This window comes from Mesorhizobium sp. B2-6-4, from assembly GCF_006441495.1.
In the GTDB taxonomy this organism is placed as follows: domain Bacteria; phylum Pseudomonadota; class Alphaproteobacteria; order Rhizobiales; family Rhizobiaceae; genus Mesorhizobium.
On sequence record NZ_VFUE01000005.1, the window covers coordinates 20,780 to 42,374 of the forward strand.

19 protein-coding genes and 1 pseudogene are annotated in these 21,595 nt (G+C 65.5%); 9 read left to right on the forward strand and 11 right to left on the reverse strand.

Annotation, left to right across the window (positions count from 1 at the left end):
• Positions 1-208: 208 nt before the first annotated feature.
• A complete protein-coding gene (locus FJ426_RS08320; protein ID WP_140561133.1) occupies positions 209-850 on the reverse strand; it encodes a glutathione S-transferase family protein in 642 nt (213 codons plus the stop codon).
• 221 nt (positions 851-1,071) lie between these two features.
• Between FJ426_RS08320 and FJ426_RS08325 the strand changes: the two genes are divergently transcribed.
• On the forward strand, positions 1,072-1,377 hold the full coding sequence (locus FJ426_RS08325) for a hypothetical protein (RefSeq protein ID WP_140500102.1): 306 nt from the start codon (positions 1,072-1,074) through the stop codon (positions 1,375-1,377).
• Positions 1,378-1,534: 157 nt separating this feature from the next.
• Here the strand turns inward: FJ426_RS08325 and FJ426_RS08330 are convergent, their stop codons facing one another.
• From FJ426_RS08330 to FJ426_RS08340, 3 genes are all read right to left on the reverse strand, one after another.
• On the reverse strand, positions 1,535-2,365 hold the full coding sequence (locus FJ426_RS08330) for an aldo/keto reductase (protein WP_140561114.1): 831 nt from the start codon (positions 2,363-2,365) through the stop codon (positions 1,535-1,537).
• A gap of 160 nt (positions 2,366-2,525) precedes the next feature.
• Positions 2,526-3,158: a PQQ-binding-like beta-propeller repeat protein gene (locus tag FJ426_RS08335; protein WP_140561115.1), complete on the reverse strand. Its 633-nt coding sequence runs from the start codon at positions 3,156-3,158 to the stop codon at positions 2,526-2,528.
• A 35-nt stretch (positions 3,159-3,193) separates the two neighbouring features.
• Entirely contained in the window at positions 3,194-4,414 is a 1,221-nt protein-coding gene (locus FJ426_RS08340) for a helix-turn-helix domain-containing protein (RefSeq protein ID WP_140561116.1), read from the reverse strand.
• A 110-nt stretch (positions 4,415-4,524) separates the two neighbouring features.
• Between FJ426_RS08340 and FJ426_RS08345 the strand changes: the two genes are divergently transcribed.
• From FJ426_RS08345 to FJ426_RS32005, 3 genes are all read left to right on the forward strand, one after another.
• Positions 4,525-5,277: a DUF899 domain-containing protein gene (locus tag FJ426_RS08345; RefSeq protein ID WP_140561117.1), complete on the forward strand. Its 753-nt coding sequence runs from the start codon at positions 4,525-4,527 to the stop codon at positions 5,275-5,277.
• 120 nt (positions 5,278-5,397) lie between these two features.
• Positions 5,398-5,718, forward strand: a complete 321-nt coding sequence (locus tag FJ426_RS08350) for a hypothetical protein (protein WP_140561118.1) — start codon at positions 5,398-5,400, stop codon at positions 5,716-5,718.
• Positions 5,719-5,750: 32 nt separating this feature from the next.
• Complete coding sequence (locus tag FJ426_RS32005) at positions 5,751-5,879, forward strand: hypothetical protein (protein WP_263486928.1); 129 nt, start codon at positions 5,751-5,753, stop codon at positions 5,877-5,879.
• Positions 5,880-5,963: 84 nt separating this feature from the next.
• Here FJ426_RS32005 and FJ426_RS08355 read toward each other — a convergent pair whose 3' ends face one another.
• Entirely contained in the window at positions 5,964-6,962 is a 999-nt protein-coding gene (locus tag FJ426_RS08355) for a bestrophin family ion channel (RefSeq protein ID WP_140556442.1), read from the reverse strand.
• Positions 6,963-7,019: 57 nt separating this feature from the next.
• Positions 7,020-7,634, reverse strand: a complete 615-nt coding sequence (locus tag FJ426_RS08360; RefSeq protein WP_140500115.1) for a TetR/AcrR family transcriptional regulator — start codon at positions 7,632-7,634, stop codon at positions 7,020-7,022.
• Positions 7,635-7,934: 300 nt separating this feature from the next.
• Here FJ426_RS08360 and FJ426_RS08365 point away from each other — a divergent pair, with 300 nt between their 5' ends.
• The 3 genes from FJ426_RS08365 to FJ426_RS08375 are packed head-to-tail and all read left to right on the forward strand — an operon-like array spanning position 7,935 to position 11,688.
• Positions 7,935-8,414, forward strand: a complete 480-nt coding sequence (locus FJ426_RS08365; RefSeq protein WP_140516079.1) for a (2Fe-2S)-binding protein — start codon at positions 7,935-7,937, stop codon at positions 8,412-8,414.
• A complete protein-coding gene (locus FJ426_RS08370) occupies positions 8,411-9,394 on the forward strand; it encodes a xanthine dehydrogenase family protein subunit M (protein ID WP_140516081.1) in 984 nt (327 codons plus the stop codon). Before FJ426_RS08365 ends, FJ426_RS08370 begins: the two co-directional genes overlap by 4 nt.
• The gene (locus tag FJ426_RS08375; protein WP_140561119.1) at positions 9,391-11,688 is read left to right on the forward strand and encodes a xanthine dehydrogenase family protein molybdopterin-binding subunit; all 2,298 of its coding nucleotides are present in this window, start codon (positions 9,391-9,393) and stop codon (positions 11,686-11,688) included. The genes FJ426_RS08370 and FJ426_RS08375 overlap by 4 nt, the downstream gene beginning before the upstream one ends.
• A gap of 153 nt (positions 11,689-11,841) precedes the next feature.
• Here FJ426_RS08375 and FJ426_RS08380 read toward each other — a convergent pair whose 3' ends face one another.
• The gene (locus tag FJ426_RS08380; RefSeq protein ID WP_140825157.1) at positions 11,842-12,978 is read right to left on the reverse strand and encodes a helix-turn-helix transcriptional regulator; all 1,137 of its coding nucleotides are present in this window, start codon (positions 12,976-12,978) and stop codon (positions 11,842-11,844) included.
• Between the two features lie 199 nt (positions 12,979-13,177).
• Here FJ426_RS08380 and FJ426_RS08385 point away from each other — a divergent pair, with 199 nt between their 5' ends.
• Both FJ426_RS08385 and FJ426_RS08390 read left to right on the forward strand, forming a co-directional pair.
• A complete protein-coding gene (locus FJ426_RS08385; protein WP_140561121.1) occupies positions 13,178-14,137 on the forward strand; it encodes an AraC family transcriptional regulator in 960 nt (319 codons plus the stop codon).
• Between the two features lie 224 nt (positions 14,138-14,361).
• Positions 14,362-18,456, forward strand: a complete 4,095-nt coding sequence (locus FJ426_RS08390) for an autotransporter domain-containing protein (protein WP_281405484.1) — start codon at positions 14,362-14,364, stop codon at positions 18,454-18,456.
• Between the two features lie 52 nt (positions 18,457-18,508).
• Here FJ426_RS08390 and FJ426_RS08395 read toward each other — a convergent pair whose 3' ends face one another.
• The 4 genes and pseudogenes from FJ426_RS08395 to FJ426_RS08410 form a co-directional block, all read right to left on the reverse strand.
• Complete coding sequence (locus tag FJ426_RS08395) at positions 18,509-19,390, reverse strand: DMT family transporter (protein ID WP_140500127.1); 882 nt, start codon at positions 19,388-19,390, stop codon at positions 18,509-18,511.
• A gap of 129 nt (positions 19,391-19,519) precedes the next feature.
• Positions 19,520-20,757, reverse strand: a pseudogene (gene arsK / locus FJ426_RS08400) (arsenite efflux MFS transporter ArsK).
• Positions 20,738-21,151, reverse strand: a complete 414-nt coding sequence (arsC, locus tag FJ426_RS08405; RefSeq protein ID WP_140561123.1) for an arsenate reductase (glutaredoxin) — start codon at positions 21,149-21,151, stop codon at positions 20,738-20,740. Before arsC ends, arsK begins: the two are co-directional and overlap by 20 nt.
• A gap of 85 nt (positions 21,152-21,236) precedes the next feature.
• The gene (locus FJ426_RS08410) at positions 21,237-21,590 is read right to left on the reverse strand and encodes a metalloregulator ArsR/SmtB family transcription factor (protein ID WP_140516097.1); all 354 of its coding nucleotides are present in this window, start codon (positions 21,588-21,590) and stop codon (positions 21,237-21,239) included.
• Between the last annotated feature and the right edge of the window lie 5 nt (positions 21,591-21,595).

The window sequence follows — 21,595 nt, forward strand, 5'->3', positions numbered from 1 at the left end:
CAAAGCGTCGAGCGCTGATGGCCGCCGGTTGGGCGTTGCGCACAGTTGTGCGAATGCTGCCTGCCTGATGCGAACCTCGGACCGGCTGAACGATCGCATGACAAGCGCGCAATCGTTTCGGATGGACGTGAAAACAAGCAGTTGAAGCGGAATCGCGAATCAAATCCTGAAGCCTGGTCGGCCGCTCCCGCGTCGTCTCACGCGGGCATCACCGTCCGGGGACCGGCGCCAATGCGGGCGCGTCCAGCCCCTGGAACGGATCGCGCCAGGCCTCGATCTCTTCGAGCCGGCGGTACCAGCGCTCGATCTCGGGATAATCGCCGAGCGGCAAGCGGGCGGCGTCGTTGAAGGGCAGGAACGTCGCCATGCGGAAATCGGCATAGGAAACCGAAGTCCCCGCCAGCCATGGCCGCCGGCCAAGTGCCGCCTCGAGGATCGGCGCCGTCCTGTGGAACTGTTCCAGTCCCTCCGCGAGCTTTTCCGCGTCGATCGGACCGATGCCATAGCGCTGCTTGGTGCCGCGCTCGAAATGCACGATGTCGCAGGCCCTGACGAACTCTTCCTTGCCCCAGCTCAGCCAACGGATCATCTCGGGTTCGTCGTCGCCCGCGCGCCAGAAATCCGAACCCATGTCGTGCGAAAGCCGGCAGGCTATGGCGTCCGCTTCCCAGAGGCTCCCTCCAGGCCAGGCCAGCAAGGGCAGGGAAAGATTGGGATTGAGCGGACGGAACCGCGCCGCCTGCCCCGGCGCCATGGGCGAAGCGAATTCGAACGCGACCTTCGCCCCGAGGTGACGGGCCACCGCGACTCCCAGGCGCGGATTGGGGTTGCGGCTGAAGAACAGTTTCATCCCCACGTCCACCCCGTGCGGTTTCGGCCCGACCTTGTCACTCGCCATCGCCTCGCTCCTTGTTGCGGCATGCACGCCAAGGACGGATAGCGCCGATCGAATCCGACAATGCGGTCGCGACCGCAACGACGGGTTTTGCGAAAAGTCCGGGTTGACCGCTTCCGGACGCGAGGCGACTATCCCTCTCGAAGCATGGCAATGGATCTCGAGGAGGATGAGCGATGGATGAGCCCGACCGCTGGCGCCACATGTCAAGCGCGCCCAAGGACGGCAGCCGGATCCTCGTCACGGTCCGGCCGTCCGAGCAGGGGCCGGCGGAAGTCGACCTCGCCTATTGGTCGGATGGCGACCAGTTCGGCGAAGAAGGCTGGCGCGCGTCGGACTCCTCGCCCGGCCGCATCGTCGAATATGCCGAGCCGGAGCTGAAATGCTGGATGCCGATGCCCTCGGCCAACCTCGCCCGCGCCTCCATGCCCTCGCCCTGGGAAGGCGACGACGCCCAGCAGCTGGACGGCTCGGGGATTTGAGGACTGAAGGCGAAACCAACCGATCTCCCCCCTCGAGGGGGAGATGTCCGGCAGGACAGAGGGGGTCAGTCCGACCGGGTTCGACCTGTTTGGCCGCTGGTGATGGACATTGGCGCTCTGCGCGCGCCACGAGGGGGAGATTGGCAGTTCGACCACCTCAAAACAAGAACGCCGCCGTGGCAGGGTTCGGCCCGACGCGGCCGTCGGCTGAATCCATGCCGCGGATGGCTTTCAGGTCCTGCGCGTCCAGTTCGAAATCGAAGACGTCGAAATTGGCCGATATGCGGTCCTGGTGGACCGATTTCGGGATGACGATCAGCCCTTCCTGGAGATGCCAGCGGATCATCGTCTGCGCCGCGGACTTGCCGTGCTTTGCGGCGATGCCTGCTATGGTCGGGTCGCCGAGCAGCCTGCCGCTACCGAGGGGGCTCCAGCTTTCGGTGTGGATGTTGTGCCGGGCATGGAACTCCCTGATCTCGCGCTGCTGGAAACGCGGATGCAGCTCGATCTGGTTGACGGCTGGCGTGACGCCGGTTTCGCCGATGATGCGCTCCAGGTGATCCCGGTTGAAATTCGACACGCCGACCGATTTGATCCGGCCGGCTTTCTGCAGCTCGACCAATGTCTGCCAGGCCTCGACATATTTGTCCTGGCTGGGCACCGGCCAGTGGATGAGGAACAGGTCGATCTGTTCGATACCGAGCTTGTCCATCGTATCGTCGAAGGCGCGCAATGCGGCATCGCGCTGGTGCGCGCCGTTGCGCAGCTTCGAGGTGATGAACAGCTCGCCTCTCGGCACGCCCGCGCCCCGGATCGCCTCCCCGACACCCTTCTCGTTCTGGTAGCCTTCGGCGGTGTCGATCAGCCTGTAGCCGGCCTTGATCCCCCAGCCCACCACCTTGGCGGTGATAGCGGGATCGACTTGCCACACGCCAAGGCCGAGCCGGGGAATGGTCGAGCCGTCGTTCAACGAAATCTGTTCAGGCATGGTCTGGTCCTCTGCTAAGATGGTCCAGCCTATCTAGGCCCGGCATCGGGCAACGGCCAGCCGGCGGCGAACAAATTGCCGGATGTGTGATCGATACAGGTTATGTTCCTGTCGCTTGTCCGCAGGCGTCGGCATTTGAGCTCACCGCAAAGATCAGCCCTCATTTCGGCCGGCGCACGGTTCTCACCACGCCGCCCGGGCCGCCGCCGCAGAAGAAGCGGTCGCCGCCGTCGGATTCGAGCCCCGATATGCCCTTGCCGGGCGGCATGTCGAGCCGTTCCAGCACGTCTCCGGTCACCGGGTCGACGCGCCGCACATCGCTCTGGTCGCCTTCCCAGGTGCCGTGCCATAGCTCGCCATCGACCCAGGTCACGCCGGTGACGAAGCGGTTGGATTCGATGACGCGCAGGACCGCCCCGGTCTCGGGATCGATCTGGTGGATCTTGCGCTGGCGGTTCTGCCCCACCCACAACGTGCCCTCGGCCCAGGTGAGGCCGGAATCGCCGCCGCCGCCGGGCGCCGGAATGGTGGACAGCACCGCGCCGGTGTCGGGATCGATCTTCATGATCCGGTCCTTGGCGAGCTGGTAGAGGTACTGGCCGTCATAGGCCGTCCCGGCATGCGCGGCGACATCGATCGAGCGCACCGCCTGCCCGCTCTCCGGGTCGAAGGCGGTGAGCCCCTTGCCCGAAGCAAACCAGACGTTCCGCCCGTCGAAGCTCACCCCATGCACGCTGTCCACGCCCGCAAAGGGGCCGTATTCGCGCAGGATTTCGGCCGCCGCATGTTTCATGTCTTCATCCTCACCTTTGATCGTGTGATCCATTCCTAGCCGCTCGGCAACGGCGCCGGGAGTAACAAGGTGGTCGTGAAACCCGCCACCGGCGGCGTCATCCAGCGGCGCGCCCGGCCGTGGCCGAACCATTGCACCTTGCCGGCCTCGGCAAGCTGCTCCAGCGCGCGCTGCACGCTGCGCTGGCTGGATGCGAGCGCCAGCGCCAGTGCCGAGCTCGACCAGGCTTCGCCGTCGGCGAGGAAGGCGAGCACTGCCGCATGCCGCTCCTCGAGAGGCCGCGCCAGCACCACCACTTCGCCGCCCCGTTTCGGCGCCAGCGAAAAACCGCGCTTCGTCGCCTGGATGTCGGCCAGCCCGCGCAGCTCGGCGCGCAGCCGGCCGATCTCGACCCGCAGCCGGGCGCGATGCGATTCATCGGCGTGCCTGCCGCCGAAGGCCCTGGCGATGAGCGCCGCACGCGGCATGTCGCCGGGCCAGGCCTCGGCCAACGCGCGCGCCAGCGCAAACAGCACCGGGCGCGTCGCCAGCGAGGCCCGCGCCTCCTGTCTGCGCACGGCATAACGAAGACCGTCGACCACCAGCGCTTCCGATGCCTGCAAGGTCTCGACTTCCTCGAGCAGCAGCGGATGCTCCTGGCCGTTCGCGATCAGCCGCGCCGCCGGCGTTGCCAGCACCCGGAACGCGCTGTCGACCTCGGCCATCAGTCCGGGAATGCCGGCCCGCCATGCGGCGTGGCGGGCCCGCTCGAGTGCCGCGCGCGCGGTCTTCGTCCTGAGGCGCCGCATGGCGATGCCGGCGACGACCAGCTCGTGCGCGGCCCGCGAAGCCGGCGGAAACGGCGTCGCATCGAGCCCGGCCAGCACCTGCTCGGCCTCGTCGAGACGGCCGATCAGCAACAGGAATCGCACTTCCAGGTGCCGCGCATGCGCGGCGTTCAGCCGGTCGCCTTGCTTTTCCAGCGTCGCCCGCGCCGCGTCGAGCGCCTTGGCCGGCCAGCCGAGGTCGCGCGAAACCAGCGCGATCTCGGCTTCGGCGATGACGCATCTGGCGCGCGCCACCGCTTCCCTCGGCCCGAAGGTGCGCCCCGCCCGCCGCAGCAGAGCCCTGGCCCGGTCGAGATCGCCGAGCTGCGCCATGGCGATGCCGCGCAGCGCCAGCGCCGGCGCGTCCTCGCGCAACGCCACGCGGTCGAGCGCGCCGAGCGGGTCACCCGCCGCCAGCAACAGCCCCGCGGCCGTGATCAGCGAATCCATCAAAAAAATCCCGCCACGGCGAATCCCGCCACACTTGTAACTCTCACCATCCCGCTGTCCGGCGCTATGTCAGTCGCGTCACATCAAACCGGAACAGCGAGGCAAAAGCCATGACCAAGCAAATGCACACACCGCCGATCGTTTCCCAGCAAGCATGGGAGGCGGCGCGCCAGCAGTTGCTCGTAAAGGAGAAGGCGACGCTCCGCGCCAAGGATGCGCTGGCCGCCGAGCGCCGGCGCATGCCGTGGATGGCCGTCGAGAGGGATTACACGTTCGAAGGACCCAACGGAAAGGCGAGCCTGCTCGACCTGTTCGAGGGCCGCCGCCAGCTGATCGTCTACCGCGCCTTCTTCGAGCCGGGTGTGTATGGCTGGCCCGATCACGCCTGCCGCGGCTGCTCGCTGGGCGCCGACCAGGTCTCCAACCTCGCCCATCTCAACGCCCGCGACACCACGCTGGCCTACGCCTCGCGCGCGCCGCAGGCCGACATTGCGCGGCTGAAGAAGCGGATGGGCTGGGCAATGCCCTGGTACACCATCACCGACAGCTTCGACAAAGACTTCGGCGTCGACGAATGGCACGGCCACAACGTCTTCATCCGCGACGGGGACCGCATCTTCCGCACCTATCTGATCAACAACCGCGGCGACGAGGCGATGGGCACCGTCTGGAGCTACCTCGACGCCACGCCGCTCGGCCGCCAGGAGGTCTGGGAGGACTCGCCCGAAGGCTATCCGCAGACCCCGACCTACAAATGGTGGAACTGGAGCGACAACTACGACGCCGACACCGCGCCGGACAGGAAATGGGACGAAGTGTCTGCTGCCGGCGAGGCGGCGTTCCGCAACAAGGACGCCCAGTAGAGCCTGGCTAGAGCGCCGGCTCGACGCAAGCGCGGCCGGACGCTCTTCGCAAGGCGGCAGCTTTCCCAGGACTGCTGCTGCTTTCCGGGCTTGCGCCAATGCGCAACCGAGGAGAAAGACATGAGCGACATCCATACAGACGCCCGCCGCTGTCCCGATCAGGACGCGGCCCGCCTCGGCATCGCCGACTGGCTGGGCCTCGCCGCAGCGCCGATCTTCGCCCTGATGGCGCTGCTGGCCGGCATCTTCGGCGGCGATGCGGCGATGCTGTGCATGGGCACCTCTTCGCCGCTCACCGGCATGCCGGCCATGTACCTGCTGATGAGCGCCTTCCATCTGGCGCCTTGGCTGCGCGTGATTTCCAACAGGCAGGCGGGCCGGGAGAAAGCAAAGCGCTTGGAGAAAACTCTGCAAAAACAGAGCATTGCGCAAGCAGTTTGAATCGCCGATGCAACCCGTCGAGGAGAAGAACCATGACACGGACGAGTGATACGCACGGTCCCGACACACGGGAGCCGATCGAGGCGGAGCCGACACGGCGCGGCGACGAGCCGTCGCAACCCGCCAAGGGCTGCCCCTGGTGCACGCCCGAAAAGACCTGACGCTTCGACGGCGGAGCGGCGCGCCGCCCAGGCGCAATGAAGCCGGCCGTTCGCCCTGCTCATCGCCGCCAAGCGCGCTGGCTTTTACGTCGCGATGTCGTTGACAGGCAGCAATGGCGCGGGAAGGTCGACCTCGCCGAGCCCGGTCCGCATCTCGATCTCGATGTCGCGGCAGATCTGCGAAATCGGCACATCGTTGGCGTTGCCCTCGAAAGGGTTGGCGCTGCTCTCGCCGACCTGGTCGAGCGACATGTATGCCCAGCCCAGCAGCGTGCTGAACGGGATCGTCAGCCAGATCGCGATCGAGCCCAGCGCCCCGCCGAATTTGCCCATCTCAGCGAAGACCGGAACGACGCCGAACGGCAACAGCGTGCAGAAGATCATGACGAACATGGAACTGACGATGGCGTATTGGCGGGGATAGGGATTGTTCTTGATGCGGTCGCAGCGCGCCTGCTGGTCGTGGAAGTCGCGGATGAGTTTTGTCAGTTCGCCATAGATCTGCGGAGGAATCTTGGCATCCTTGAACAAGCCGTTGACCTGCACCGATTGCATTTCGAGCAAGGCGATCGCCGGGCGGGGCGATTTCAGGACGCCCTCGGTCTGCTCGGCCAGCAACGGCCGCAATTCGTCGGCAATCGAGCCCGTATCCTCCTGGACATGGTAACGCCGCCGGTATTCGATATTGGCGGCCCGCGCCATGGATTCCCATGGCATCGGCCGCCGCAGCGCGAAACGCAGCGCCGTCATCCAGGCGATGTGGCGATAGATGAGTTGCTTCGCTGTCGGGGCGTCGGTGAAGTCCCTGCAGAAATTGGACCACAACCGGCTGCTGGCCGTGATTTGCGCAAACGCCTGCAGCGCTTCACCGCTGCGGGTAAACACCTGCGAATTCTTGAAGCCGGCCACCAGTGACACCGTCGTGCCGAGCACCAGCACGACAGACCACGGCACCGAGAACCCGGCAAGTCCGGGAAAACGGTAGGCGGCCACCGCCAGTCCGCTCACCACCACCATGTAGATGACGCTGCGCCGCGACCAGAGCGCGAAATCCATCACCTTGTAGGAACGGCCCACATACATAAGATGCCCCCAAATCGCGGACGTGCCCGCTAGCCGCAGGCCAGTCTCCAGTCGCCCTCACCTAGCCTTGGCGGCGCCGAACCGCAATCCGTCCATCAGCAGGCGGACCAGCCGGCGCGAGCGATCGCGCCAATCCGGGGTGTCGGGCGCCGAATAGATGCCGCCCAGCGCGTGCAGCACGTCGGACGCGTCGACATCGCCACGGATGGTGCCCTCGGCCACCGCCGCCTCGACCAATTGCCGCAACGCCGCCGAGACCCGACCCGACGTGTCGGAATAGAGATTGGCATTCGCCGTCAACAGGATGCGCAGGCTGGTCGCAAGCCCTCGCTTGGTGGCGATATAGTCGACGAAGCGCCGCATCCATTCTTCCAGCGCCACGTCGGACGGATGCTTTGCCGCCAGTTCGCCGGCGGCCGCGCACAGCCCCTCCACCTCGCGGCGGTAGACCACCTCGACCAGGTGCTCGCGTGTCGGGAAATGCCGGTAGAGCGTGCCGATGCCGACGCCCGCGCGGCGCGCGATCTCCTCCAGCGAGGCGTCGATTCCGCGCTCGGCGAAGACCGAGGCCGCCACCTCGACCAGCCGGTCGCGGTTGCGCTGCGCGTCGGCGCGCAACGGCTTGGCCTCTGCGGTCTTCTGGTCGGGGATGGCGGACGGCTCTGCGGCCAATTTTTTCTCCACTGTCGAAATATGGGGCTTGAACCCCATCGGGTCAGCCCCCACGTAATAAACGGAGGCGCCTCCGCTTTAGTGGAGCACCTTTATCATATAATCAGGGGAACCGGTATGTCACGTGCTGAAAGCTTGCAAGCCAAGGCCGATATTCGTCAGGGATTGGTGAAGGCGCCGAAGAGCGTAATCTCCCCCCGCGGGGGGAGATCGGCCAAGCTGACCACATTGCGCCTTGCCCTTCCCCGCCCCGACACCACTTCATTTCCCTCAGCGTCAAGCAACTGGAGCCAGACGCCCATGACGAACACCACAATCCCCGTCCATCTCGATATCAACGGCCAGCCGCATACGCTGGACCTCGAACCGCGCGTCACGCTGCTCGACGCCTTGCGCGACCGCCTCGGCCTGACAGGCACCAAGAAGGGCTGCGACCACGGTCAGTGCGGCGCCTGCACGGTGCATGTCGACGGCGAGCGCGTGCTGGCTTGCCTGACGCTGGCGGCACAGGCCGAAGGCCGCACCGTCACCACCATAGAGGGGCTTGCACGGGAGGGCGAACTGCATCCCGTGCAGGCTGCCTTCCTCGATCAGGACGCCTTCCAGTGCGGCTATTGCACATCTGGCCAGATCATGTCGGCGGTCGCCTGCATCCGCGAAGGCCATGCCGGCTCCGATGACGAGATCCGCGAATACATGGCCGGCAATCTCTGCCGCTGCGGCGCCTATCCGCACATCATCGCCGCCGTGCGCCAGGCAGCGCTGGAGGCCGCGTCATGAGGGATTTTTCCTATCTTCGCGCCGCCTCGGTCGACGCCGCACGCCAAGCGGCCGCCCTGCCCGGCGCCATGCTGCTGGCCGGCGGCACGACGCTGATCGACCTCGCCAAATGCGGCGTCGCCGAGCCCGATAGCCTGGTCGACATCAGCCATCTCAAGGGGCTCGATACCATCGAGATCGACGAGCGCGGCGCCGTCATCGGCGCGCTCGCCAGGATGAGCCATGTCGCCGACCACGCCGGCATCAAGGGCGGCTTTCCCGCCGTCTCGGAGGCGCTGTGGCAGGCGGCTTCGGCGCAGCTCCGCAACATGGCGACCGTCGGCGGCAATCTGATGCAGCGCACACGCTGCCCCTATTTCCGCGATCCCTCGAATTTTGCCGCCTGCAACAAGCGCGAGCCCGGCAGCGGCTGTTCGGCGATCGGCGGCGTCACCAGGGGCCATGCGGTGCTCGGCACCAGCGAGGCCTGCATCGCCACCTATCCCGGCGACCTCGCCACCGCGCTGGTCGCCTTCGATGCGGTGGTCCATCTCGGAGAACGCCGCGTCTTGGTCGACGACTTTTTCCTGCTGCCCGGCACCACGCCTCAGAAGGAACACGCGATCGAACCGGGCGAGATGATCACCGCCATCGAAATCCCGGGATCCGCCGCCGCCCGCCGCTCGAGCTACGTGAAGGTCCGCGACCGGCAGTCTTACGAGTTCGCCGCCGCCAGTGCCGCCGTCGGCCTCGAACTCGAGGCCGACGGGCGCACCGTCCGCGACCTGCGCGTCGCGCTCGGCGGCGTTGCCACCAAGCCCTGGCGGGCGCGCACCGTGGAAGAGGCGCTTAAAGGCAAGGTGCTGGAGCCTGAGGTTGTCCGCGCGGCCAGCCTGCTCGCCGTCGAGGGCGCCGTCGACCATGGCGCCAACCACTACAAGATCGAGCTCGCGCCGCGCGTGGTGGCCAGAGCGATCCTCAAACTGGGAGAAGCGGCATGACCGTTCACATCGCAAGACATGGCGACGCCTCCGACGGCGTGCTGGCACAAGCCGTCGGAGGCCGGCTGTCGCGCGTCGACGGCCCGGCCAAGATCACCGGCGCAGCCAAATACGCCGTCGAACAGCAGCTCGAAGACCTGGCCTATGGCGTGCTGGTCGACAGCACGATCGCTTCCGGCAAGGTGCGCGCCATCGATACGGCGCAGGCTGAGGCGGCGCCCGGCGTGCTGCAAGTGCTGACGCCGGACACCATCATGGCCCTGAAAACCGCGTCGGACTGGTTCGGCACGCCCCCGCCCGACAAGCCTTATTGCCCGCTGGCGCGCGACATCAGCTTTTCGGGCCAGCATATCGCCGCCGTGGTCGCGGAAACCTTCGAGCAGGCGGTTGCGGCAGCGGCCCTGGTCAAGGTCGACTATGACGAGACGCCGGCCATCGTCGACCTCAACGATGCCAAAGCCGGCGACGGCATTCCGATCGAGGCCATGACCAAGGAATGGGGCGACGCGCAGGCTGCCTTTGCGTCCGCCCCGGTCCGGATCTGCGCCGCCTACAACACGCCGCGCGAATACCAGGCGCCGATGGAGCCGCACGGCCTGATCGCCCGCTGGGAGGGCGACCGGCTCACCGTGTGGGAGCCGAGCCAATGGCTCGACGGCATGGCGCGCACCTATGCCGAGTGGTTCGATGTGCCGTTCGAGAATGTGCGGCTGGTCTCGCCCTATATTGGCGGCGGCTTCGGCTCCAAGGCGCTGGCGCTCGGCCACGGCGCGGTTGCCGCGAGTGCAGCCAAAATGCTCGGCCGGCCGGTGCGCCTGGTGATGACGCGCCCGCAGACCTTCACCGGCTATGGCGGCCGCGCCGCGACGCGCCAGACGGTGGCGCTCGGCGCGGATGCGAAAGGAAAAATCCAGTCGATCGTGCATCGCGGCGTCAATGAAACGTCGATCGATGGCATGTGGGTGGAGCCGTTGGCCTCGGTTACCTCGATCATGTACGCGACGCCGAACTTTTCGTCCCGGCAGAACGTCGTGCGGGTGAATTCCGTGGTGCCGGGCGCCATGCGCGCGCCGGGCGAGAACCCCTCGGCCTTCGGCATCGAAAGCGCCATCGACGAGCTCGCCTATGAGGTTGGCATCGACCCGCTGGAGATCCGGCTGCGGAACTATGCCGAGCAGGACCCGGAAGTGAAAAAAGCCTGGTCCACCAGGCAGTTGCGCGAGGCTTTTGCCACGGGCGCCGAGCGCTTCGGCTGGGCCAGGCGCTCACCGGAGCCGCGTTCGATGCGCGACGGCAACCAGCTGATCGGCTGGGGCGTAGCCGCCGGTACCTATCCGGTGCGGCGCGCCTATGGCGAGGCGATCGTGCGCATCCTGGCCGACGGCTCGGTGGAGGTCGAAAGCTCTTCGATCGACATGGGCCAGGGCACCTACACCATCCTGGCGCAGACGGCGGCCGAGACGGTGGGCGTGCCGGCCGACGACGTCGTGGTGAAGCTGGGCGATTCTCGCTTCCCCCGCGCCGGCGTCGCCGGCGGCTCGCGCCTGGCCGGCGTCATGACGGGCGCCGTCTACAAGGCCGCGACCTCGGCGCTCGACCAGTTGGTCGGGTTGGCGATCAGCGACCCGCGCTCGCCCTTCCATGCGCTGCAGGCCAACACGCTGGTCGTCGCCAATGGCCGCATCACCGCACCGCGTGGCGACGGCCCCGATGTGTCGATCGCCGAGCTCCTCAAAAGCGTCGGCCGCGATCGCATCGAGGCGACAGGCGATACCATGCCGGCCAATTCGAGTGCCGAGGACCGCTACAGGAACTACACCACCATCGCCATGGCGCTGCCGCACACCGAAGGCGACTATTCCCGCCACTCCTGGTGCGCGCATTTCATCGAGGTCCGGGTCGACGAGGATTTCGGCACCGTGCGGGTCTCGCGCGTCGTGTCGGCGCTGGATTCGGGACGGCTCTACAATCCGAAGCTGGCGGAAAGCCAGTGGAAGGGCGGCATCATCATGGGCATCGGCCAGGCGTTGCTGGAAGAAGGCATCATCGACCGCCGCCACGGCCGCATCGTCAACAACAACCTCGCCGACTATCTGGTGCCGACCAATGCCGACATTCCCGACATCGAGGTGATTTCGGTCGGCATCCCCGACCCGCACTCCTCTGTGCTCGGCGGCAAGGGCGTCGGCGAACTGCCCATCGTCGGCGTGGCGCCGGCGATCGCCAACGCGGTGTTCCACGCGACGGGGAAAAGGGTGCGCGACTTGCCGATCACGCTGGAGAAGCTGATCTGAGCGGTGGAAGCGAGTAATCTCCCCCCTTGAGGGGGAGATGGCCGGCAGGCCAGAGGGGGGCGGCCAGGCGCGATCCCGGCGAGCGAGCGCTTCGCGCCGGAGCCGCTCTGGAGGCGGTGAGCCGATCTCGCGCTGCGGACTACGCCTTCAGCCTCAATGCGCTGCCAGGGGCGTGCCTATGTCCGAGACGAGCTTGACGAGGTCGGCTTGGCGTCTCGTCCCGGTTTTGGCGAAGATACGATTGAGGTGTGTCTTCAAGGTGTTTTCGCCGATGCCGAGCGACAAAGCGCTCTTCGACGCCGACAATCCGCTGCCGATCCGCAGCAGGACCCGCGCCTCCGCGGGCGTAAGGTCGAACAGCGTGGTCAGGACGGCCTCCGGGAGAGGAGAAGCCGACGTTGTGGTCGATATGAAGACAGCCGCGCATGCCGGCCGGAAAGCCGCGCGCGCGGTTCCTTCGGTCAGCGGCAGCACATAGGCGACAGCGGGCGGCCGGCCTGGGGCCGAGACCGGCAGTCCTATGCCCCGGGCGCCAAGCGAAGCATCCGCGTTCGCGGCGCCGGCGATCGCTTCCAGCAGGGCGCGGGCGACCGCCGGATTCTGCGCCTGGAGCAGGCCGTTCCTGGAAAGAATCGGACCTTGCGCCGACAACATCCGTTCGGCAGCGCCATTGGCATGGAGGATGGCCCCGTTGGCGCCGGCAAGCACGACAGGCACTGCGAGATTGTCGAGCGCCTGGCGGTAAAGGCTGGCGGTAATGCGAGCCTGGTCGAGCAGGTCTCCGATCAGGGAAGCACGGCGCAGATGCGGCGAGAGCAACGCCAGGAAATGTTGGTCTTCGGCTGATATGATCCCCCTGTCGGCCCATGTGGTGCAACCCATGAGCCCGATCCGGTCCGATGTGTGGACGAACTTGGTGATGCAGGCTTCGCGCAGTCCCTGAGGTTTGGCCCAGTTCTGAAAAAATGCCGTCTGCCCGAGTTCGGCTTCGCTCATCAGCGACAGCGTCGCGACAGGCGTGTCGACATCGCCGACGACCGCCATCTTCAGACCGGGAATTGCGTCAAAGTCATAATCCTGGAGCACGCGCATTTGCACGGGATCCCAAGGCGATTGAGCGGCGAAGCGGCCATGATTGTCGGCGGTGCTGGCGAGCGCGATGGTTGTATAGGCCGCGTCCATGGCGGTCGCGATCCGGGTCATGACGCCGGCCCAGCCTTCCGGGTTCAAAACGCAATCGTAAATATCGCCGATAATGGAACCAAGGACTTCGCTGCTCAGCCTCTCCACCACGCCTCCAGACACATTGCGATCTCGCCTCGGAGAATTTTGTGGCGTCATACTTTTGGATGACGCCACTCCTGGCCGATCTCGATTAGGATTCAACTCGATTGCTTGACGCCAGCCGCCACTGTTGCCGGTTATTCTGCCGATTGAAAGTATGGCGATCGGTATTTTTTAAGCGCGGATACTTTATCGAGGTTTTCCATTGTCGCGAAAGACGGTGTTTTCATCGGCTCAGTTGCCGCCGCATCTTGGCGAGCGCGAGCGATTTTCCCTGTGGCAGGACATCCACGTCGCGGAAATCTGGTCGGTGGAATACGGCATATCGGAAAACCTGCCCTTCGAGGCCTCGATCGAAGCCACGGCTGTCGGTTCACTGGTTCTCGGTCAGATGTCCGGAACGATCAAGCAGGCGACAAGGAAGGCGAGCAACATCGCCGAGGACGACAATGACGGCTATTTGCTGTTGATCAACAAGGCCGACACCCTCTTGTCGGGCGTGCAGGTCGGCCGCGAATATGCCGTCGGTCGGGGAGAAGCGGTCCTCGTCACGGCCTCGGAGGCGCTGAAAATGACCGGTGCCGACAGCAATATCTGGACCAATGTGGTCGTCCCCCGCGCGGTCCTCATGCGCGCCTTCCCGCAGATCGACGACCGGCTGGGGTTGAAGATCGGCGCCGACAACGAAGCCCTCGATCTTCTCAAGCGCTATTGCGAGCTTCTTGAAAGCGGCAGCCCGCTCGCCTCGGCCGATCTCATCACCCATGCGACGGACACGATCGTGGACCTGATCGGCCTGGTGACCGGGGCGAAAGGCCGGGCTGCCGAATTGGTCGGCCTTCGCGGCCTGCGCGCCGCCAGGCTGGAGGCGATCCTGGCAACGATTGCCGAGGATTTCGCCGATCCTGGCATCTCCGCCCAAGGTGTCGCGCAACAGCTCGCCCTGTCGGCGCGCTACGTCCATGATCTCCTTCAGGAAACGGGAGTGAGCTTCTCCGAGCGCGTTCTCGAACTGCGGTTGCAGAGCGCCCATAGGATGCTCTCTCAGAGACACAGCGACATGCGGATCAGCGATATCGCGATGACGAGCGGGTTCAGCGATGTATCGTATTTCAATCGCTGCTTTCGTCGCCGTTTCGGCTATACGCCGACCAGCGCCAGATAGGTTGCGGCATTTTCTGTGGCCGGCCCTGGCGCGGCGTCCGATTCTCTCTTTGAGAGGCCGGTGGAGCGGCACCTGCGCGATCGTGGCGCAGAACTGCCACAGTGCGCGCAAAAGGCTCGGCTTTTCGCTCCAGTCCAATTCCAGTGCGGCCCTGCCCAAGACAAGCCCGAGCTCCAATGACATGTCAGCCTCAGGGTGAAATGACTAACATGTCAGGGGTTTGGATGCCGCAGAATGGTTTTGGTGGCCGCAGGGCTAACGCATGGAAATATCTGGCGCTGACGTCGACCGCGCTGGTCGGACTCGGCCAGCCGATCGCCGCGACGGCGGCCGATGCCTGGACCGGCACCACCTCCACGGATTGGTTTACCACCGGAAACTGGAACGCTGGGTCAGTGCCGACGGCGGCCGATATTGTATATATCAGCAATTCGACACCGAATCCGACTGTTATCAACGCTGGCAACGCTTTTGCCGACGATATTTACCTTGGCTTTGTAGCTTCTTCGGACGGCAGCCTTGTCATTTCGAACGGCACGTTGACGACCGACCGAGCATTCTTATCCTGGGGGGATAACTCCACTTCTGATGTCACCGTAACAGGTGCGGGTTCCTCGTGGACCAGCAGCAGTTTGGTGGTTGGTAGTTTCGGGCTGGCTACGCTCGATATCCTCAATGGCGGTGTCGTGACGGATGCTGTGGGTATTGTTGCGGGCGGCAGCAACGTTCAAGGCGTCGTAAAGATCGATGGCGCCGGCTCAACGTGGCTTAACACTGATAGCCTCACGGTCGGCAGTTCCGGCGTTGGTGCGGTAACGGTTTCCAACGGCGGCAACGTCATCAGCGACAGCGCCTATATTGGCCAATATTCAGATTCGATCGGCTCGGCGACGATCGATGATGCCACCTGGACAAACAATGGAACGCTCTATGTCGGCCATGATGGCGACGGCGCGTTGATAATCACCAACGGCGGTGTGGTTAGCAATGCTGATGCCATGGTGGGCTACAGCACCGATTCAGCCGGTAAGGTGATGGTCGATGGCATCGGCTCAACCTGGCTCAACAGCGGGAACTTGTCCGTCGGCGTCGACGGGACAGGTACGTTGATGGTCTCGAACAGCGGAAAGGTCAGCAATACTTCAGGTTATATTGGCGCCTCCGCGGGTTCGACCGGCAAGGTGTTCGTCGACAACTCGACCTGGACAAACAGCGGATCGCTGAGTGTCGGCGATTTCGGCACCGGCATTCTGGCGATCAGCCATGGCGGCGACGTCAGCTCCAATGGGGGGACTATTGGCGCGAATGCCGGCTCGACCGGCAGCGTGTTCATCGAAAATGCCGGCTCGACCTGGACCAACAGTTCCGACCTGGCTGTCGGCGATTTCGGCACCGGCACCGGCACGCTAGCGATCAGCAACGGCGGCGCTGTCAGCAATGACAAGGCCTATGTTGGCAAGTCGGCGGGCTCGACCGGCATCGTGATAGTCGTCGACTCAACCTGGACAAACAGCGGGTCGCTGATCGTCGGCGATTTCGGCAAGGGCGCTCTGCAGATCACGCAAGGCGGCGCGGTCAGCAACAGTTGGGCAACTGTTGGCGCGAAGGCGGGCTCGACCGGCATCGTATTCGTCGACGGTGCCGGCTCGACCTGGACAAACAGTTCGGACCTGATCGTTGGCGATCAGGGCACAGGTACGCTGACGGTTTCGAACAAGGGCACGGTCAGCAATCAGAACGGCATTTTGGCAAATGTTGCGGGCTCCACCGGCACGGCGACGGTCGAGGGTGCAGGCTCGACCTGGGCCAGCGTAGCCCTTTTCGTCGGTTTCGCCGGCACGGGCGAACTGAACATCCTCAACGGCGGCGCGGTCAACAGTGGCCTGGGCTTCGTTGGTTTCGGTTCGGGTTCCGCCGGCACAGTGACCGTCGACGGCGGGGGATCGACCTGGACAAACAGTTCCAACCTGTTCGTCGGCGATCAGGGTACCGGCACGCTGAATATCTCGAACGGCGGCAAGGTTAGCGATACCACAGGCTATGTGGGCGCATTCTCTGGCTCGACCGGCACGGTGACGGTCGACGGTGGGGGGTCGGCCTGGAACAACAGCTCGGACCTGTTCGTAGGCGGTTTCGGCACGGGTACTCTGACGATCTCGAACAGCGGCACGGTCAGCAATGGCTGGGGCTATATCGGCTACGTTGCCGGTTCGACCGGCATGGCGGCGGTTGACGGCGCGGGATCGAAGTGGACGAACAGCGGGGACCTCTATGTCGGAGGCTTTGGCACGGGCACGGTGACGGTTTCGAAAGGCGGCGTGGTCAGCAATGGCTTGGGCTTGGTTGGCTACGCCGCAGGTTCGGTCGGCACGGTAGCGGTCGACGGCGCCGGCTCGACATGGGCCAGCAGCGGAGATCTCGATGTCGGCGTTAGTGGAACAGGCACGCTGACGATTGCCAATGGCGGCGCGGTGTCGAGCGGCGGCGTGGTCAACATCGCCGCCATGGCGGGCTCCGTCGGCACGCTCAACATCGGTGCGGCGAGCGGATCGCCAGCGGCGGCCGCGGGCACGCTCAATGCGGCGAGCGTCCAGTTCGGGCCGGGCGCGGGTGCGATCAACTTCAACCACACCGATACGAACTACGCCTTCGCGTCGGCGATCGGTGGCGCAGGCACGATCAACCAGATCGCCGGCGCGACGAACCTTACCGCCGATTCGAGCGGCTTCACCGGTGCCACCAATGTGGATGGCGGGCGGCTGGCCGTAAATGGTTCGCTGGCCAATTCGCTGGTGACGATCTTCGGTGGCACGCTGGGCGGCAACGGCACGGTGGGCGGTGTCATGGCGCGGTCGGGCGGCATCATCGCACCCGGCAATTCGATCGGCACGCTCAACGTCGCGGGCAATCTCGACCAGGCGGCGGGCTCGATCTATCAGGTCGAGCTGACCTCGACCGGCCAGTCCGATCTCATCCACGCGACGGGCACGGCGACGATCGCCGCCGGTGCGGTCCTCGACGTGATCAAGACCGACGCAGCACCTTACGTGGCGGGCACGCATTACACCGTGCTGCAGGCAGACATGGGCGTCACCGGCACCTACACGCTCAGCGGCCTAGGCCCGTTCACCGGCCTTTTCGCGAGTTACGACCCGACGCATGTCTATCTCGACGCGACGCAGGCAAAATCCTTCGCCGAGGTCGGCCTGACGCCAAACCAGATCGCCACCGGCGGTGGTGCCGAAAGTCTTGGCAGCGGCAATCCGCTGTTCGATGCGATATTTGCTTTGCCGAGCGAAGCAGCCGCCCAGGACGCCTTCGACCAGCTTTCCGGGGAAATCCATGCCTCGGCCAAGGGCATGCTGCTTGAAGACAGCCGCTTCGTCCGCGACGCCGCCAGCAATCGCATTGCTGCTGCCTTTGGCGATGGCGGCGCGGCGGCGCTGCCGGTCATGGCCTATGGCGAGGGTGGGCCGGAAATGGTGGCGGCCGATACCGACCGCTTCGCTGTCTGGGGCCAGGTGTTCGGTTCGTGGAGCAACACCGACAGCGACGGCAATGCCGCCGCCTTCGACCGCTCGACCGGCGGCCTGTTGGCCGGCGCCGACACTTTGGTCGGCGGCTGGCGTGTCGGCCTCATCGGCGGCTACGGCCATTCCTCCTTCGATGCCGACGACCGCGATTCATCGGGCAAGAGCGACAGCTATCATCTCGGTCTCTATGGCGGCACCAACTGGGGCGCCATCGCCTTCCGCAGCGGAGCGGCTTATAGCTGGAGCAGCATCTCGACCAGACGCTCGGTTGCTTTCAACGGCTTTGCCGATCAACTATCAGCCGACTACGATGCCGGCACCGCGCAAGCGTTCGGCGAATTCGCTTACAAGGCTGATGCCGGTGGCTTCAAGTTCGAACCCTTCGCCAACCTCGCCTACGTCAGCGTGCACACCGACGGCTTCACCGAAACCGGTGGTGCCGCGGCGCTGACCAGCGCCAGCACAAACAACGACGCCACCTTCACCACGCTCGGCCTTCGCGGCGCGACCGACTTCGCGCTTGGCGGCATCGATGCCACCGCTCGCGGCATGCTCGGCTGGCGTCACGCCTTCGGCGATGTCACGCCGACCTCGGTCTTCGCCTTCGCCGGCGGCGATCAATTCACCATCGCCGGCGTGCCGATCGCCAGGGATGCCGCGGTGATCGAGGCCGGCCTCGATCTCAACATGTCGGCCAATGCGACGCTCGGCCTGTCCTATACCGGCCAGTTCGGCAGTGGCACGGTCGACCAGGGCGCCAAGGTGGATCTGAGCGTGAAGTTCTGAACGACGGTGACGAAACCGGCTTTGCAGCACGAACCTGCACGTTGACCCGCCCCTACTCCGGCGACGGCACCGGCGGCTTCGACGTCAGCGCGGTGCCGGCGGCCGCGACGATGACGGCGGCGATGCCAGCCAGTTGCGGCGCGGTCAGGCTCTCATGCAGGAACAGGAAGCCGGCCAGCGCGCCCAATCCTGGCTCCAGGCAGGTCAGCGTGCCGTAGATGCGGGCCGGCATCCGGGTCAGCGCCACCATCTCCAGAAAGAACGGCAGCGCGCTCGAGAACAGGCCGACGAGCAAGGCACTGACCAGGATCGACGGCGCGAGCAGGCCAGCTCCCGCCTGCGCCACGCCGAAAGGAAGCACCAGCACGGCGGCGATCGCCATGCCGTAGGCGGTGGTGCGGGTGCCGAGCTCGGCGCCCGCCTTCTGCGCCAGCACGATGTAGAGCGCCCAGAAACCGCCAGCCGCCAGCGCCAGCATCACCCCAGTCGGATCGAGCGGCTGGAACGAACGGATGAAGGGCGACAACAGCACGATGCCGGCGACCGCCAACGCGATCCAGGCAAAGTCGCCCGCCCGCCGCGAGGTCAGCGTCGCCACCAGCAGCGGTCCCGAAAACTCCAGCGCCACCGCAACGCCGAGCGGAATCGTGGCGAGCGCGGCGTAGAACAGGAGGTTGAGCGCGCACAGCGTTACCCCATAAGCGACCAGCCACGGCACGGTGGCGCGCGAAGGCCGCATCTGCCAGGGCCGTAGCACGGCGATCAGCATCAGCGCGCCGACGACCAGCCTCAGCGTCGTCGTGCCCTGCGCGCCGATCACCGGAAACAGGCTCTTGGCGAAAGTGGCGCCGATCTGGATCGACACCATGGCCCCCAACAGCGCCATCACAGGCAAAGGCGCCGCTTCGCGACCGACAACCGGCGTCGATGTCACTTGATCCCGTCCTCCGTACGCCATCAGGCAAACGCTGCGTCATGGGAGATAGGGCGAACCGGCCCGCTCGTCGTGAGGCAGGGCCGGCATCTCGATGGGGCAAGAAAGGGCCGGACGAGCCGGCCGCCCTCAGACGCGGCCGTTGCGCACGTTCGGCAGTCTCGTGATCGCTGTCAGGACCAGCAGCGCGGTGCCGCCCAGAAACGCCATGGCCCCCAGCGACCAGGCAATGCCGACATTGACGATGGCAAAGGCCAGCGCAAAGGGCGCGACGGCCGAAACGAGCAGCCGGGCCGATGTGACGCGCCCCTGCAGACGGCCATAGTCCGCACTGCCGAACAATGTCAGCGGCAGGGCGCCGATGACGATGCTGAAAAGCCCGTTGCCCATGCCGAAGACGACGGCGAAAACCATCGCGCCTGCAACGGAAGGCGCCGTGCAGTTCAGCACGACGACCCCGCTCGTCATCAGGCCGGCCGAGATGATGGCCAGCGTCAATGGCGGCAGGTTGATGCCGAAGATCATGTTGATGAAGCGGCTCAACACTTGTGACGGCCCGAACAGCGTTCCGACGACGGCAGCGGTCGCCCCGAGGCCAAGTCCGGAAAGCAGCGGCACCATATGCACCAGGACAGCGGCGCCAAGCAGGTTCTGCAGCGAGAAGGCGATGACCATCAACGCGAAGCCGAGCGGCCGCGCCGAGGCCGGAAGCGATCCCTGGACATGCCGTGGCGGCTCGGTCGCCGAGCGCCTGCTCTTGGCCAGCCCGTGCGAGAGCCAGGCGTGCAGCGGCAGGCAGACGAGCAGGTTCAGCCCCGCGAAGACGAGATAGACGTTCGCCATGACATCTGCGCGTGCAGGGCCGAGGTGATCGGCCAGAACACGGTCGATGCGAAGCCGGCGATGAGGGTGAGATAGGTGATGCTGCGTTGCGCTGCACGCGGCCTTATCTGCACAAGCAGCGCGAAAGCGGCGCCGTACTGGACCAGGTTCGATGCCACTTCCAGCACGATCAGCGCCGCCACGAAGGCCCCGGCCGCCGGCGCGTAGGCACAGGCGGCGAGCGCAGCCGCGGCAAGGATCGAGCCGACGGTCATGATCTTGCCGGCGCCGAAGCGGTCGATCCAGTTTCCGAGCCAGGGCGCCGTCAGGCCGCCAACCAGCAGAGCCGCCGAGAGCGCGCCGAAAATCCATTCGGTCGGCCAGTCCAGATCCCTGGCCATATCGGCGGCGAGAATGCTGAAACTGTAGTACAGCGTGCCGTAGCCGATGATCTGGGTGACGCCGAGGGCGGCAATGGCGGTCAGCGGCGAGCGCTCCGGGAATTCGAGATCGGAAAGGCTTCGATCACTTGATGCCACGGTCATGGATCACTACCTCGCCATCTTCCTTGGTGAAGCGGGCCACCGGATGATCGAGCAGATCGAGCACGAGCTCGGACGGACGGCACAACCGCGTCCCCTTGGGCGTCTCGACGATCGGCCGGTTGATCAGGATCGGATGCCTTAGCATGGCATCGATCAGCTGTTCATCGGTCCATTTGGCGTCACCCAGGCCGAGTTCGGCATAGGGCGTACCCTTTTCGCGCAGCAGGGCGCGCGCCGGAATTCCCATGGCGGCGACCAGCTGGCGCAAGCGGTCCCGGCTGGGCGGATGTTTCAGATACTCGATGATGTCAGGCTTCTCGCCGCTCGCCTGGATCATGGCAAGCGTGTTGCGCGAGGTGCCGCAGTCGGGATTGTGGTAGATCGTAGCGGTCATGGCTTGGCCTCGACGGCAAGAGGTTGGATTTCGGATTGCTGACGCGGCGCGGTCGGGACGATCGCCCGGGCTGTCGGCGCGACGATCACTGAACCGGTCCCTTCACATCGGCGGCGCAGCAGTCTGGAGCCAACGCCGAAGCGCGGATCTCCAGCCGGCCGGAGCAGCAATCCTCCATCAGGAAACGGATGAGGCCGCTCAACGCGTCATATTCGGCGCTATAGACCATGGAGCGCGAATCGCGCCGCACGCTGACCAGCCCTGCCCGCTCGAGCTCCTTCAGGTGGAAGCTCACATTCGAGGCCGAGACCTCGACTTTTTCGGCGATGGCGCCGGCGGCAATCCCGTCGGGACCGGCAATCACCAGATGCCGCAGGATGCGCAGGCGCGTTTCTTGCGAAAGAGCCGCAAAGGCGGAAAGGGCTTGACGTTCATCCATATTTC